Source organism: Bacillus thuringiensis, assembly GCF_022095615.2.
Classification (GTDB): domain Bacteria; phylum Bacillota; class Bacilli; order Bacillales; family Bacillaceae_G; genus Bacillus_A; species Bacillus_A cereus_AG.
In genome coordinates this window covers 36,532-53,082 of record NZ_CP155561.1, presented here as the reverse complement: position 1 = coordinate 53,082, position 16,551 = coordinate 36,532, and the positions used below count along the sequence as shown (strand labels likewise).

The window sequence follows — 16,551 nt, the reverse complement described above, 5'->3', positions numbered from 1 at the left end:
CGAATTTACTGTATTATACGTAAATATAATCTTGTGAAAAAGATTCGCCGAGCGAATTCTTATAAACATATCGCAAAAGCGACACAAGAACATAAAACATGTCCGAACCTTGTAAAGCGTCAATTCAATCAAGAAGAGCCTGAAAAAAGTATGTTAACCCGATATTACCTATTTATTTTATGGACAAGGAAAGGAGGCTTATTGATCATGTGTAAAAGACAGTACAACACGAGAGATTTTAGCCTATCATGTCCCCTCTTCTTTACAAATGGGAATCAGACAATCTATGTCCCATAGGGGCAATTGTTTAGACAATGCACCAATGGAATCCTTCTTTAGTCATATGAAAGATGAATTAGATTACAAAGATTGTCAAACCTTTGAATCCCTTGATCTCAACATATAGGATTATATGGAGGAGTATAATAATAATCGTTATCAGTGGACATTAAAAAAGATGGCTCCGATCAAATATCGGAACCATCTTTTAAATGCTTGATTTTTCAGGACTTTTTTATTAAACTGTCCATTTTATAGGGTACAGTTCAGTGCGGAAGCTTTTCTAAAACGGTATACAAATTACACCCAACAATTTAAACTAGACGTACTAAATTTTATGATTGAAAACGGTACGTCCTTGTTTGAAACGGCAGCTATCTTTAACACCCCTGCTCATTCGATTATTGTTTGGAAAAAACAACTCGAAGCACAAGGAATTGATGCCCTTCAATCAAAGAAAAAGGGGCGTCCATCCATGAAAAAAGAGTCAAATAAACAATCAAAACAAGCACCAGTTGAAGTTTCAGTCGAAGCACTTGAAGCACGCATTAAACAGCTTGAAATGGAAAATGAGTACTTAAAAAAGTTGAATGCCTTAGTTCAAAACAAGGAAAAGTCACAAAACAAGATAAAGCGCAAGTAGTCTATGAATTAAGGCATAAATATTCGGTGAAGGCACTCGTGGAGCTAGCTAATATTCCACGAAGCACGTATTATGATTTAGTAAAGAAAATGAATCGTCCGGATTTAGATGCGGATTTGAAAGCTGAAATTAAAGTGATTTATGAGGAAAATGAAGGTCGTTATGGCTACTGTCGCATTCGTGATGAGTTAACGAATCGTGGTCAGAAAGTGAATCACAAGAGGGTTCTGTGCATTATGAAAGAGCTTGGATTAAAGTGTGTTGTACGTATGAAAAAATATAAGTCTTATAAAGGGAAATCCGGTAAAATTGCACCAAATATTTTAGCACGCAGTTTTCATGCAGATGCACCGAATCAAAAATGGGTAACAGACATCACAGATTTTAAATTGTTTTGAGAGAAACTTTATTTATCACTTGTATTAGACTTGTATAATGGTGAAATTATTACCTATACAATAGGCTCTAGACCGACGTATTCACTTGTTTCAGAAATGTTAGAGAACGCATTAGAACGTTTTCCTGAAAATCACCAACTATTGATGCATTCAGATCAAGGGTGGCATTACCAAATAAAACAATATGTCCGTACACTTAAATCAAGAGGTATTGTGCAGAGTATGTCTTGAAAAGACAATTGTTATGGCAACGCATTAATGGAGAATTTCTTCGGGATTATGAAGTCGGAATTCCTCTACATAAAAGAGTTTGAAAGTGTAGAACATTTTAAAATGGAATTAGATAAATATATAAAATATTATAATACGAAACGGATAAAGACAAAATTAAAAATGAGCCCGGTGCAATACCGGACTCACTTTTATCAAGCTGCCTAATGAAATAACCGTGTCTAACTTTTAGGGGTCACTTCAGTGCCAGAGTGCTCGTTTTATAAAATGCCGTCATTCATTATGTTATGTTTGTGAGTCATGAACAATTGAATGATGCAAAAAGTAAGGTTCAAAATAGTTTATGTTGCTGTTATTAAGTAGGTGCCTGTACTAATAAACAGCTAGCACAAAGCTAACTGCTCTTAAAAAAAAGTGAAGAAATACAAGGGAGGATTATGTCAGTACTATAGTATGCGCTATGTATTAAAGGGTATTCAGATTTGCAAAAATAAAAAGAGCACCCTCGAACAGTGATCTTTCCTTGAGTGTATATTGCATGGACTTTCAGGAAGGTTTTTAAGGATTAAAGTGAATAAGCTCGACTCTGAATGGAAGCGGACTCACAATAACATATGAAAAAGTCGTAGTAGGAGTGACAATGAAAGTATTCAAAACTCAACAAAGTGATCTTTTTAAGTAGCATATACATGTTTTTGTAATTTCATAGTGAAAAATATTTTATCAAAATTGGTACATGAACTAGAAGGAGGGAGTACAATATATGCTATATCATTTAATAAAATTAGGGAAAGCATTAGAATCTGAGATAAAGCAATCCGAGGGTAGATTATATTTTGATCCAGTAAATTTTGGAGTTTTGGTGTCAAAAAGTATTTTGTATATATAAAAATATCATAAAGATTCTTTTATAGTAAATAAAATGAAGCAAAGTTATAAAGAAATAGATTATGCAAATAATTATACATTTTACAAATTGATGTTAAGTACATTGAAAGTAATACAAGATGAAGAAAGTGAAGAAATAAAGGAAGTTAAAGCATAATTTAAAATTAATTGAAGGGAAAGTAAAGCGTGTATCATATAAGTTTCGAGTAGAAGAATGGAAAAAAGTCCGGCTAGAAAACTAAAGGACACCAATTTTTAAAACAGCTATTACAGCTGACTTAAGAAATGGTGTCTTCTTTTATTTTGAAAGGGGAGATGGGGAAATGAAGTCACTAAGAGATCAGCTATGTGAATGGAAAAAGAAATCGAAACAAGTTAAAAAGAAAAATAAGAAAAAACGAAAAGTGAAATTAGTGCTCGTGAAATTGAAGATTTAATGGGGAGGAATAGATTTTGTTAGGAACGTAGACGTGGGGCGTTAAGACAAATGTAATTTAATAATAACAAGGGTTTTTGTGCAAAGAATGAACAGAGATTACATAAGACATGGATTCCTAACGGAATTCTTATGCGGTTAATCCAAACAAATGCTGATACATATATTCTGATTTTTGACAGACCGTCCTCTTAATTTGAGTTGCCCTTTTTGACCATATGCTTGGCCTCTATTCCAGCAATCATTTTTGTAGCAGTTCGTAATGACTTTAATCCAAGCATATTCCTAATGCGTTTTTTAATAAACCGATGGTCTTGTTCACTTATGTTGTTTAAATATTTTTTCAATCGAAGTGGCATACCATGTGGTATGCGCTTTTCATCCTTTAATTTCCGTATCGCAACGGGATACGATTTATCACCATCCACAGTTATGGCACACGGTTTTGCGACATGACAAAAAGCCAAGGCTTTCTTTAGAAAGCACTTGGCAGCCCTTGCTTCTCGTTTCCTACTCAAGTAAAAATCAATTGTGTTTCCTTCGGAATCAATTGCACGATATAAATACATGTTCTCTCCTTTAATTTTGAGGTATGTTTCATCCACTCTCCAAGAATCATTCGTTGGTTTCAAATGTTTGCAAATTTGCTCATTTAATTCAGGCCCATATTGATGTGCCCAACGCATAATTGTTGTATGAGCTAAGTGTATTCCCCGTTCTTCCATCATTTCGCAAGCTTAAGTTGTACCGTAGGTACCAACGTACAGTGAATAAAATGATGTCTGGTTGATAATGTTTTCACTTAAATACATTCTTCTTTTCTATATGAATCATGCACCTTTTTAGATTCATACTATCAGTATGTCCAAGTTTGAGAAACCATCTTCATATACTTCACGTTTTTTGCACCAGAACCACTGTTCATGCTCTATACGTCGAAAAAACGAAGTTGTAATAACCAAACTCCGTTTTTTCGACGTATAATGAATTACTAACGATTGCATAAAATCTATCTGCAATCATACCAATTTTTTCTCTGTTAAGAAATTTTGTAACAGGCCCTCTTTTCTAGTATTCCGAATCTACCGGTAAGGTACCAATTCAATTTTATCAATCAATATTTTAACATTCTTACCTCTTACGGTTGGATTCGATATATCTATTGAGAGATTCATATGTTGAGATACTCCAAAAGTTCCAGTAGATTCCACAAAAGCGAAATTTCCGAAGTTTAATCTACTAATATCTGTAACACTATTAAAAGTATTTTTTAATGCTACAGTAGCATAACCAGGAGACCCAATAAAACTTGCGTTACAATCAATATTAGACGCGTAACGAATTCGTATACGAAACGAGTTATTTCTTATATATCCTATTACACATCCAAAATCAATATCAAAATATGTTATAAACGTATTTTGATCATTTGCTGGTATATCAAGTTCACATAAAACTAAGTTTCCTCCTGTGAATTTTACAGCATCTGTAACTGAAATATTTGCATATTGTTGTGCTATTTGCCCTGTTTTGCTTATATTATAGGCATTAGTCGCTGGGATTTGTGTTATTAGAGGTATTTGCAATTGGCTACCAGTCGTCTCATCGGTCAATATTTGAGTATCAGTTATATAATTTCTCCAGTCAAGTTCTTTATGTGTCCAAGCGATTGAGTACGCCTGAGTATTATCAGGGTTAGTTTTAGCAATAATTACATCCGATAGATCATGTGAATGATGTAAATGAGGAAGTTGAGTGTCTTCCAATGGCGGCAAATCTCGTAATGCATGATAATTGGCTGGCATTCCTGTCTTATATTCAAAAGTAGGGTTTATAGCACTTACATCAGGACCTACACCATAAAACTCCATTTTACATAAATTTTGGAGGTTTCTACCTGCAGTTTGGGAATTAAAACCAAGAATTAGTCTGTATAGGTCTTTATATTGATAGTTACCAAAAGAATCCCTTCTCTGAAAGTCAACTAATTGGGGAAAATTAGTTGATTGTCCGAATAGTTTGGATATCGTTTTAGCTCCACCTCCTAAGTTATATCGATTTTCTATCCCTAATACATATGAACTGCTACCCGATACTGGGGAATTGGAATAAATATTTAAGGCATTTAAATTAGCATAGAGGTCGGGTTTGGTTGTGAAATTCAGGGTATCGCTAGTTTTGTCAGCAGGCACAAAATTGATTGGAGGAGAATATATCTTTCTACTTAAAGTTTGTGTTTTAACAGCGTTTGGATATAATCGTGGATTGAGATTTTGAAATAGGGCAACTGTGTCTAACACCCAAAGCGTCATATAACGAATATATTCATTTTGCTCTGCCCAATTTTTTGAAGTAGAGTTAGATCTAATGAGTCCATTCCGGTACCAAAGATTACAATGATTAGTGTAAACCTCCATGTAGTGTTGAAATTCTGCATAATGCAGATCTCCATAGTTATAGTCATCTTTTGCAAGTTTCCATTTATCAGCATATCTGATACCATCGCTTAGTACCTGTAAATGTTGAAATGCTGCTTGTGCATAGAGTGGTAGCAGTAACTCTTCATACCCTGAAAGAGCAAGCATAGACATTGACATTACATAATCCCCATGTAAGCGTTGGAACCGGTTCAACACTTCCAATCTAGGAGTATCAGATGTTGGATATCTTACCCAAAAACTAAAAGCCGCATTATAATAAGTAATTGAATTATGGAATCCATTCATAACTCCTAATGCTATAGTTCTGATGGTTTCAGTTATTCTTTGTTCGAGAAGATCTTCTGTTGCATAAACCAGCTCATTCATATTATTTTCACCTGATACGGGCCAAAAAAAGGGAGCACTAACAGAAAGAGTAGAGAACGCTGCCACGATTACTCCTCCTACAGTAATTGGCGGTGCTAGTAAAAGAGAAAGAACAGCAGCTGAGGACCCCAGAATGGCTGTAGTGGCGTTAAGAGCTGACGCTTCACTAGGTTTTATTAAATCTAATCCATTATTAGCTAAGCAATCTTTATAATTCATACCCGATAAATGCCTAATTGGGTCAAATGATAGAGGAAATTTAGCAATGTTTTCTAATTGTTGAATAGAATTTTGAATATTTGAATTCATATTTAATCATCATCCTTTCAATATATACACAAATAAAATCAGCACTAACATTCCATAATTTAAGCGTCATCGTTATATAATATTTAATTTGATTATATATCATAGAATAAATCATATATCTTGATACATAATCCAAATGTTTCCTCTTTAAAATTGCTTCTGAATACCTTGAGTGTTTTTTACATATCTGCACTATCAGTAACATCCAGAAATGTGATATTTAGGTGATTATGTTTATTTTATGTGCGAGTAAATTAGATATTTCAATATGAATGTTGATAAGCTTTTTATCATATTCCTTTTTAAATTTTATTATTAAATAACTGTTTATATTTAATTATAATATTTTAAAAGGAATCATATTAAAAAGTATTTTTTTGATAGTCGACGGCTACTAATTCCTTTTTATCTTTAACTATTGCGATGTTTCTGAAATTACATTGTGTTGCTTTCCACCACATAGCCATTATGAGCTAGGTTCAAGAATATGAGAGCTTAATATATTAAATTTCAAAGTAGAAAATGAAAAACAATTAGTTGTTGAGGAAACTAATTAATTAACTATATATAAATCCGTCCTATCGAATTATATATGCCCATACGAAAAAAGATGACTAAAGATTTTTACAACAGATAAAGCGCCACATTACTTTGCTCATTTAATACATTCGAATGTGAATATTTTCAACTACAATTCTTTGTACACTCAAACGGGAATATAGAAAATCCAGTTCATAGTATTTGAAAAAAATACAGCACTTCACGTTTCTTATCTCTGATAATATTATTTAAGGCTTGATTATTAATTAATTAATTAATTTCACATCCTTTTTATTAAGATTTAGTAGATTTTCTTAATGGGATTACAATCTCAATATTTTGAATTCATTTCTAATTTGCTGAGCACTCATCATTTTTTCTAGTATATTCCTATTATTTCTTAAACTTTATCCCTCTTTATAACTATATGCCAGACTGCCTTAGAAATATTCTGAATTTTTAGGGGTGAGGTAGTACAGTAAGCCTGGAAGCCAATATAGAGATACATTATTTTATAAAGGAGGTGTTTTAAATAAAAAAACAGTATGGTGAAATGTTTAAAAAACAATATGTAGAATTGGTGGATAAAGAAGGCCTCACAATTTCTAATATTTAAAAAGAATTTGACCTAGGGAATGGTGCTCTAAATGAATAAATAAAGAAATATTTTTCCACATTTTTGGATCATTTATAATTTAATATGGAAGAACTACATTCTTTACAGATAAAAATCTAGGTTTTAAAAAGAGAATTATTTTCCGAAAAAAGGTAAAATATTATTTTTGGGAAAATCAAACTAACAAGCTTTCAATTTATCAGACAATATCCTTCCATATTTGGAGTGCGCAGGCTTGGTTATTGATTACTTGTTTCAGTTGTCTTACGACTATTTCCATCATAAGCCAACTGAAAAACAGAAAAATCGTAAAAAGATAGCGACTTATATTGTCATGTAATTAAAACGTTTAAAAGGTAGAATGGGGTATCGAAAACTGTACTATTACTTTGTAAACAAAAATGTTACGGTGAGCTTATTTCAAGTAAGACAAGTTTTATGTGAAGCTGTATTAAATTGAAAATTTTTCAACTATTTAAGAAAATTCGCGCTAGAACCTTTGTATTTTTTTAGTTGGATTTAGAATATATTTTTTATAGATAGAATAATGTAAAGGAGATTTGGAAGTAATTAATTTTAAAATTTGAGTAGTACGGTATAGAAAAAGGGAAACTTTGTCTTGGAGAGATTATATCCTAGAATCATAAACTCAGCTTGTTATTATTGAATTAATTTTTGAAAATATATTTATAATAAAAATGGATTTATTACATTGAATTACCTAAAAACAAAAAGGAGAAAAATATTTTATGCTGAATAAATTAAATACGGGAGATTCAATTAAGGTATATTCTGCGGGGATTTTAGAGGGACAAGGAAATTACGTATCTACTTTCCATGATTCAAATTCATCATTTTTAACCTGGAAAAACGATTATGGGAATGAAGTTTATACTAATATAAACTCAATCAGTGTAGAGATAATAAAAAAAAGTAGCGATTACAACACAGTTTCTGATCATGGTTATAAATCCAATTATCCTAAAAACAACAATTATAGCTCTAATACACATCACAGCCCTGAATTCAATTACTTTGAAGGTTACATTGTAAATACTAAATACTAAATACTAAATAATAATAGAAGCATCATGGGATATTCATTTCTAAACTTAACGAAATTGAATATCCCATATTAATAACATTATTGTTTCCAGACAAAAAAGAATTAGAAAATGAATTTTCCCATCAATCTAACTTATAAGGATGTAAAAGCATCTCCCAAATGAGAGTTTTCTAAAAAAAATTTCTTAACAGAGAAAAAGTTGGCATGATTGCAACTTGTTTTTTTGATTTGTTAAATGTACCAGTTAGCGCTGGAGCTTTTTCTGTTGTGAGAACCGTTGTTTTTCCAAAAGCCATCACCAATCTTTTCATAAAGGCATATGCCGCCTGATAATCTTTTGTTTTTCGAAGTTGAATACTCAATGTATATTCATCCTTATCGACCGCATCATATAAATAAAAGATTCTCGTGCAACAAAGCTAAACAATTTGAAAATGTTCATTCAAACTTTGCCATACTGGTATTACTACTTAAAAAGGTGTGTGATCAGTATGGAAAAAGAAAATATATTCAAATGGAAACATTATCAACCTGAAATCATTGTATTAGCAGTACGCTGGTACCTGCGGTATACCTCAATATAAGTGAACAAGACCATCGGTTTATTAAAAAAAGCATTCGGAATATGCTTGGATTAAAGCCATTACGAACTGCTACAAAAATGATTGCTGGAATAGAGACCATGTATATGGTCAAAAAAGGGAAACCTAAATTAAGGGAGAAGTCTGTCAAAAATCAGAATATATGTATCCAGCATTTGTTTGGATTGACCGCATAAGAGTTGATTCCGTTAGGAATCCATGCCTTATGTAATCTCTGCTCATTCTTTGCACCAATCCCCTTTTTTTATCTTCATGTTTATTAGCACCTTTTCCAATAAGCATCATTTACTAAAATATATATTTAAAGAAGGGAAAAATACACTCTTTAAAAAATATATACATATACCTATAACTAAGGAGTGGGATACCTTTGAAAAAATTTAAAGAGATTTTAGAAAAAGGGGCAATACCTATCGGTCAATCCGATACATTAGGAAAATCGTTGCGGCAATTTGATGAAATACAATATGAAAATGAAATATATCTCATTGTATGGCATCCCATTAATAATGAATTTATCGGTTCTCATGAATCAAGGAATTGGATTTCCCATACTGATTTACATAAATCTCTTTGGATAAAAAATTTAAAAGACTCTTTTGTTTCGAAAAAATAAGAGAAGATTCTAACAAAAGAGTTAGAACCTTCTCGACATACCTTGTAGGGATTTCGTAAAATCGATAGGAAAGTGTATACTGATTGATTTTCAAAATAGTACCTCCAAGATTTTTTAGATTTCTCTGTTTATATATAATTAACCTACAATCTTTTGTTGTTTTATCTGCTTTTCTTCTAGGGGAGCGAGTGCACATTTATTTTGAAAACGCTCAAAAAATCCACGTGTCTTGCATTCTTTTTTTAGAGCGTCTTTAACTCGGTGTTACTAATGTTAGTAGCTTGTATGTAAAAGCTGCGCAAATTAGCATCTACAATTGCAACATAATTGTTTTGGTGCTGGTATAAAACGAATGAACATTGAAAATCGTTTGCTTTGAATAGGAAGTCCATTTAGAATTCTATTCGCTCAACATCAGATAGTGTCCAACCGAGATCTCTTTTTTCTCTAACAAAGATATGGGTTGTTCTATTCTTAATTTTTGTTGTTTTATTTTATTATACGGTTGAAACACAATGTTTTTCCACTTGAATGAGGGACATAGACAATAACTTTCTCCTCTAATCCGTTTGTTAAAAATATTTTTAATTTTTTATCTACTCTGTTTTCACGAAAATATGTCTCCACATGTTTCAAAATAACCGGCCCCCTTCATTCATAGGTATTCAAAATTAATTTCAACACGGTGTACGTTAGGCAGCATTTTTTATATGTTCCATAACGTGAAATTGGACGTCCATCGACTTCAAATAGGAAAAAATATACTTCCTACATGTCTATAATAATAGTTTCTAGTACAATCACAATATATCCCGTTATTTTTATTGAGTTTTGATTGATTAGGGTTTTATATCAATATAAAATAATGAAAGGGGAAAGAGTGGTCTAATAGAATGGGAGAGAAGCCTTAGATGTATCCAAAATTTATTGATAAAATAGCGTTTTCAAAAGCGCATAAAGATTTATTAGTCCAACTATATTTTAAAGAAATTACAAGAAGCGAATATAATCGCCTTGTGAATAGATTATATTGTTTGGAACAAAAACCGGAGGAAAAGTAGGATGTTTGTCTACAATTATATAAAAGGAACTTACAGTCATATTGTTTTATTCCTTACATGAATATTCCGATGAGGATTGGAGGAACAGATTGAAACCTTTGTACGTTTACAAAAAGAAGTTCATATTTTAAATGAGCAATAAACGAGATGCCAAAGCTGCCAAGCGATTTCTAAAGAAAGCCTTGGTTTCTTGTCATGCCACAGGACCTCGTTCTATAACTGTTGATGGAGATAAAGCCTATCCTGTTGCGATAAGGGATCTAAAAGACGAACAGTGCATACCACACGGTATGCCACTTCGTGTGAAAAAATATTTAAACAATATCATTGAACAAGACCACCGGTTTATCAAAACACGGATTCGGAATATGCTTGGATTGAGATCATTGCATACAGCTACAAAATGATTGTTGGAATAGAAGCTATGCATATGATCAAAAAAGGACAAACTATCCAAGGGGAGAAGTCTGTCCAAAGGCAGATATATCTTATCGATGAACCCCTTGGTTTAACAGCATAACGTTCAATTCCACTAGGAATCTTTTACTCTTCTTTCATATCCAACTATTTTTGCACCAGAACCATTTAATCCAAGTCAAAGGGGAAAGGTGCTATTTTAATTCAAATAGTACGTGAACTGCTTCTTCATTAAATTTAATTTTAAAAATTTTTAGGTGGATATTAGAATATATTTTTTAAACTGGAATAATATATAGGAGAATTATAAAGTACGAATGATACAACTAGAAATTATGAACTGTGCTTTGATGACAACTCAGAAACTCTATTCTGAATTTTAGTATAATTAATCAGGGAATTTATATTTGTAAACAGGTGAAGAAATAACCTTAAATAACCAAAAGCCGAAAGAGAGGAGAATATTTCATGTTAAGTAAATTAAATAAGGGCGATTTTATTAAAGTATTTTCCGCAGGAACATTAGAGGGACAAGGGAATTACATATGCACTTTCCAAGAGGAAAATTCATCCTTTTTATCTTGGAAAAATGATCAAGGTAACGAAGTATTTACCAATATAAGCTCAATTAGTGTAGAAATACTAAAAAGAAGTATTAGCCACAAAATAAGCGCTCATGCTAACCATGATTCAAGCTATCTTAACAATTCCAACGCTCATGGTAATCATGATTCGAGCTATCCTAACAATTCCAACTCTTATGCTAACCATGATTCAAGCTATCTTAACAATTCCAACGCTCATGGTAATCATGATTCGAGCTATCCTAACAATTCCAACTCTTATGCTAACCATGATTCAAGCTATCTTAACAATTCCAACGCTCATGGTAATCATGATTCGAGCTATCCTAACAATTCCAACGCTCATGGTAATCATGATTCGAGCTATTCTAACAATTCCAACGCTCATGCTAACTATGATTCGAGCTATCCTAACAATTCCAACTCTTATGCTAACCATGATTCAAGCTATCTTAACAATTCCAACGCTCATGGTAATCATGATTCGAGCTATCCTAACAATTCCAACGCTCATGCTAACCATGATTCAAACAATCCTAATAATTTCAACTCTTATGCTAACCATGATTCAAGCTATCTTAACAATTCCAACGCTCATGTTAACCATGATTCAAGCTATCTTAACAATTCCAACGCTCATGGTAATCATGATTCAAGCTATCCTAACAATTCCAACGCTCATGCTAACCATGATTCAAACAATCCTAATAATTTCAACTCTTATGCTAACCATGATTCAAGCTATCTTAACAATTCCAACGCTCATGTTAACCATGATTCAAGCTATCTTAACAATTCCAACGCTCATGGTAATCATGATTCAAGCTATCCTAACAATTCCAACGCTCATGCTAACCATGATTCAAACAATCCTAATAATTTCAACTCTTATGCTAACCATGATTCAAGCTATCTTAACAATTCCAACGCTCATGTTAACCATGATCCAAGCTATCTCAACAATTCCAACGCTCATGTTAACCATGATTCAAGCTATCTTAACAATTCCAACGCTCATGCTAACCATGATTCAAACAATCCTAACAATTCCAACTCTTATGTTAACCATGATTCGAGCTATCCTAATAATTTGAACTATCCTGAACAAATATAAGCTTAAACAATAATATAAATTATATTGGATATTTATCTAAGCTCTAGAAAAAGATGAATATTCAATGTGTGTCCATCTTTATTGATTGCTCGATGGCAATTGGATAAGCAAGGTTCTTATCAACCGTGATGATACTAGGTTTTGAGACATGAAAAGAATGCAAAGCCTTCTAAAAAAACGCTTTGCATTCTTTTTATCTCTTTTTTTACTATAGATAAAGTCAATAGCTGTTTCCTGAACAATCAGTATTTCGGAATAAGTACGCCCATTGTCACTTCACTTTGATATATGTTTCATCGTCTCGTCAAGACTCAATGTTTTTAAGAAATAACGACGTGATTTTTTATCAAATGCGGGTCCATGTTGATGGACCCCGTGAAAAATAGTTTGGATAAGTTTCCGTGAGGTCAAAAGAACTCGAACCGTACCGCAGATAACCAAATTACCGTTAGTAAAATAATCCCTGGATAATAATGTATACATTTAAATAGATTAAATTTATTAATAATGATTGCATTTTTTAGAGTACTAATACGTTCCGGCGTATTAGGTTTCTTACAGATATTTTGAAGTTTTTACATCGAAATCAATTTTATTGTATTGTTAAAGAATTGCAACTAAATTATTTCATTAATTTAATAAAACTAATTATCAATTATGATTGCATCAATTTGATTGCAACCTACAATAAATACTGCACCATTATCTTTCACAAATGTTATGATACCGGTCTGTTCATCAAAACTTACAAAGGCATCCACAGAATGGGATTTTCCACTAATAATTAGTGTATTTACATCATCACCAGATTTTAATATCTTAAAAAAATTACATATAGGTGCAGAAAACCTATAATTATCCCTTCTATTACTTTCCTTTTTACGTCTTTCACCATAATCATAATCAAAAAAGGAATTATTTTTTTTGTAATTTTCATAATTATAAAAGTAATCTTTCTTTTCTCTATGTTCATAATCATCGTAAAAAAAGTTTCCCATTTACGTATCCCACCTTTTTCATTTCCTATATTTACTATATTCACAGATGAAAAAAATGAGAGTGTACTTATTCATAATATAAAAAATCCACCAATGTCACGGTTTTGAAACGGATTTTTTTAACTAATAACAAAGTGAAAGAATTATGGATACAGCTTCGGTTACAAAATTTTCAAAATAAAGATGGATATTCAAAAAATATGGTGCAGGGTTTATTGAATAGAGGTTTAAAAAAATTTAAACCAGAGGGCGATGTGGTAGCTGTAGGCCGTTAATATTATTTCTACTTAGACTAACTTGATTTTTCTAATCTTCTAAAAGAGTGAAGGTGTGCTATTCAACCAAGACGATTATGCGTTAAGTTTATTTATGAATATAGTAATTGAATTTATTAAAATTCCACGTGTACTTTTGAAACCAGATGAGACTATATTATAAGTGGTATGAAGTGTACTACATAACAAGGCTACGGGATTTCAGGTCTTCGTCATGCTTCCCGTACCTTAAAAGCGATAGAAACTATTCATAATTTATACAAAAACACTTATTTAAACTCTTTCCATTGCGATAAAATCCTGGATGGATTTTTCTATATAAAAAATTATTATCTAGGCAACTAACTAGATCGATAGTTAATCTTTAGCATATAAAAGACTAAGGGATGTAAAAAGGAGGTATTCTATGAAAATTCGAAGGGCGATTATCCCGGCCGCAGGCCTCGGGACTAGATTTTTGCCTGCAACAAAAGCTCAGGCCAAGGAGATGCTGCCAATTGTTGATAAACCTACAATTCAATATATTGTAGAAGAAGCTGTAGCTTCAGGGATAGAGGAAATTATAATCATAATAGGTAGAGGTAAAAGATCAATAGAGGATCACTTTGATAAATCCTATGAGTTAGAAGATGCACTTTTAAAAAAAGAAAAACTAGATATTTTAAAGGAAGTTCAGCAAATATCTAGTTTAGCAACAATCTATTATGTTCGTCAAAAGGAACCGAAAGGGCTAGGACACGCAATACTCTGCGCTCAAAGCTTTATTGGAAATGAACCTTTTGCTGTTTTGTTAGGGGATGACATCGTTATGTCCGAAAAGCCCTGTCTAAAGCAAATTATCGATATTTTTGAGTATTGTAATAGCTCCATTGTGGCAATACAGAGCGTACCAGAAAAGGATATCAGTAAATATGGCATTATTAAGCCAAAAGGGACGATGATTCAACCTAATCTTTTTAGTGTCGATTGTTTAGTGGAAAAACCAAAAAAGGAAGTGGCCCCTTCCAGATATGCAATAATGGGACGTTATGTACTAAGACCTGAAATTTTTAAAATCCTAACAAAACTCTCAGTTGATCAAGTTAGTGATGAACTACAACTAACAGATGCTATAAATGAGTTGAATAAGGAGCAAGCAGTATTAGCTTATAACTTTGAGGGGAATAGATATGACATTGGTGATAAAGTTGGATTTATAAAGGCAACAATAGACTTTGCTTTGCAAAGGGATGATATAAGAAATGAAGTTCTTGCATATTTAAGGGACATAAATACACAAGAAAAAAATCAAATTACAAAGAGAGAGTTTGAATAATATGAAAATAGCTATTTTAGGTACAGGGTATGTCGGGCTATCTACAGGTGTTTGTTTGTCAGAAATAGGGCATAGTGTCATTTGTATCGATACAGATGAGCAAAAAATTAAGAGCTTGAATCAAGGGATTTCTCCAATATATGAGCCAGGTCTGGAGACTTTGCTTACTCAAAATGCTACAGCTGGAAGGTTGCTATTTACAACATCCCATCGAGAAGCATTAAATGGTGTTGAGATTATCATCATTGCCGTAGGAACACCACAAATGGAGGACGGGAGAGCAAATTTATCTTACCTTGAGCAAGCTGCAAAGTATATTGCTACAAACCTGGCACAGAATGCTGTAATTGTATTGAAAAGTACAGTACCTGTTGGTACGAATGAGCTTATCAAAAAAATTATGGTGGATATATGTAACGAAAATGTGACCATTGAAATGGTTTCAAACCCTGAGTTCTTAAGGCAAGGATCCGCCATTATGGATACGCTGAAGCCAGACCGAATTATAATTGGATCTGAAAATGAAGAAGTGGCAAAAAAAGTACAAGAAATTTATCTTCCACTGAATGTCCCATTTTTATTAACAAGTATTAAAAGCGCAGAGATGATTAAGTATGCATCAAATGCTTATTTAGCAACTAAGATTAGTTTTATCAATGAGATTGCTAATTTATGCGAGGTAGTAGGGGCAGATGTTAAAGATGTGGTAAAGGGAATGGGAAAAGATAAAAGGATTGGAGAAGCTTTTTTACAACCTGGTATTGGTTATGGTGGATCTTGTTTTCCGAAGGACGTTAAAGCTTTGCTTCATACCGCTAAGTTACACGGAATCCCTTTTTCCCTGTTAAAAGAAACAGTAGCCATTAATGATTTTCAGCAGGAGCTTCTTGTAACGAAAGCAATAAATCGCTTGAAGGATTTAAAAGGGAAAAAGATTACGATGCTGGGGCTTGCTTTCAAACCAGAGACAGACGATATGAGGGAAGCGCCATCAATCAAGATTGTGCATTCATTAGTCAAACTGGGGGCAGAAGTAGTAGCTTATGATCCAGCTGCTATTGATAATGCAAAAAACATATTAGGAGATACAATTAAGTTTGCCAATTCAGTTCTTGAAGCAATAGTGGATGCAGATGCAATATTCATTGTAACAGAATGGAGTGAGTTTAGATGTTTAGAACTTGAGGAATTGATAAAAATAATGAGACAACCGATTGTTTTTGATGGTAGAAATTGTTTGGAAGAAAATCAAATCCGGGCTTGTAAAAAGATTGAATATTATCCAGTAGGAAGACCAGCAATTTTTATTTGAATGAATTGAATTACTCTCCACTAAACGTCCTATCGGTGGGAGAT

7 protein-coding genes and 8 pseudogenes are annotated in these 16,551 nt (G+C 32.6%); 10 read left to right on the top strand and 5 right to left on the bottom strand.

Annotated features, from left to right (window positions below):
• Nucleotides 1-343 precede the first annotated feature (343 nt).
• Together KZZ19_RS31300 and KZZ19_RS29770 are read left to right on the top strand one after the other, a co-directional pair.
• A pseudogene (locus KZZ19_RS31300) lies at nucleotides 344-499 on the top strand (IS3 family transposase).
• Between the two features lie 48 nt (nucleotides 500-547).
• Nucleotides 548-1,758 (top strand): annotated as a pseudogene (locus KZZ19_RS29770) (IS3 family transposase); the annotation flags it as partial.
• Nucleotides 1,759-3,005: 1,247 nt separating this feature from the next.
• Here the strand turns inward: KZZ19_RS29770 and KZZ19_RS29765 are convergent.
• Nucleotides 3,006-3,655: pseudogene (locus tag KZZ19_RS29765) on the bottom strand (IS6 family transposase).
• Nucleotides 3,656-3,957: 302 nt separating this feature from the next.
• The gene (locus KZZ19_RS29760; RefSeq protein ID WP_237982372.1) at nucleotides 3,958-5,991 is read right to left on the bottom strand and encodes an insecticidal delta-endotoxin Cry8Ea1 family protein; all 2,034 of its coding nucleotides are present in this window, start codon (nucleotides 5,989-5,991) and stop codon (nucleotides 3,958-3,960) included.
• Between the two features lie 1,905 nt (nucleotides 5,992-7,896).
• On the opposite strand from KZZ19_RS29760, the gene KZZ19_RS29755 reads away from it, so the two are divergent.
• Complete coding sequence (locus tag KZZ19_RS29755) at nucleotides 7,897-8,214, top strand: hypothetical protein (RefSeq protein WP_237982373.1); 318 nt, start codon at nucleotides 7,897-7,899, stop codon at nucleotides 8,212-8,214.
• A gap of 214 nt (nucleotides 8,215-8,428) precedes the next feature.
• Here the strand turns inward: KZZ19_RS29755 and KZZ19_RS29750 are convergent.
• Nucleotides 8,429-8,611, bottom strand: a pseudogene (locus tag KZZ19_RS29750) (DDE-type integrase/transposase/recombinase); the annotation flags it as partial.
• Between the two features lie 93 nt (nucleotides 8,612-8,704).
• On the opposite strand from KZZ19_RS29750, the pseudogene KZZ19_RS31295 reads away from it, so the two are divergent.
• From KZZ19_RS31295 to KZZ19_RS29730, 5 genes and pseudogenes are all read left to right on the top strand, one after another.
• A pseudogene (locus tag KZZ19_RS31295) lies at nucleotides 8,705-8,785 on the top strand (IS6 family transposase); the annotation flags it as partial.
• A 5-nt stretch (nucleotides 8,786-8,790) separates the two neighbouring features.
• Nucleotides 8,791-8,991 (top strand): annotated as a pseudogene (locus tag KZZ19_RS29745) (DDE-type integrase/transposase/recombinase); the annotation flags it as partial.
• Between the two features lie 188 nt (nucleotides 8,992-9,179).
• Nucleotides 9,180-9,431 (top strand): hypothetical protein, encoded by a 252-nt coding sequence (locus KZZ19_RS29740; RefSeq protein WP_237982906.1) that lies wholly within the window; start codon nucleotides 9,180-9,182, stop codon nucleotides 9,429-9,431.
• A 1,192-nt stretch (nucleotides 9,432-10,623) separates the two neighbouring features.
• Nucleotides 10,624-11,012: pseudogene (locus KZZ19_RS29735) on the top strand (DDE-type integrase/transposase/recombinase); the annotation flags it as partial.
• A gap of 582 nt (nucleotides 11,013-11,594) precedes the next feature.
• Complete coding sequence (locus KZZ19_RS29730; protein ID WP_348638086.1) at nucleotides 11,595-12,587, top strand: hypothetical protein; 993 nt, start codon at nucleotides 11,595-11,597, stop codon at nucleotides 12,585-12,587.
• A 105-nt stretch (nucleotides 12,588-12,692) separates the two neighbouring features.
• Here the strand turns inward: KZZ19_RS29730 and KZZ19_RS31290 are convergent.
• Nucleotides 12,693-13,113: pseudogene (locus tag KZZ19_RS31290) on the bottom strand (DDE-type integrase/transposase/recombinase); the annotation flags it as partial.
• Nucleotides 13,114-13,251: 138 nt separating this feature from the next.
• Entirely contained in the window at nucleotides 13,252-13,605 is a 354-nt protein-coding gene (locus KZZ19_RS29725; RefSeq protein ID WP_237982474.1) for a hypothetical protein, read from the bottom strand.
• Nucleotides 13,606-14,286: 681 nt separating this feature from the next.
• On the opposite strand from KZZ19_RS29725, the gene galU reads away from it, so the two are divergent.
• Complete coding sequence (gene galU, locus KZZ19_RS29720; protein WP_237982475.1) at nucleotides 14,287-15,195, top strand: UTP--glucose-1-phosphate uridylyltransferase GalU; 909 nt, start codon at nucleotides 14,287-14,289, stop codon at nucleotides 15,193-15,195.
• 1 nt (nucleotide 15,196) lies between these two features.
• Nucleotides 15,197-16,507: a UDP-glucose dehydrogenase family protein gene (locus KZZ19_RS29715; RefSeq protein ID WP_237982476.1), complete on the top strand. Its 1,311-nt coding sequence runs from the start codon at nucleotides 15,197-15,199 to the stop codon at nucleotides 16,505-16,507.
• Nucleotides 16,508-16,551 lie beyond the last annotated feature (44 nt).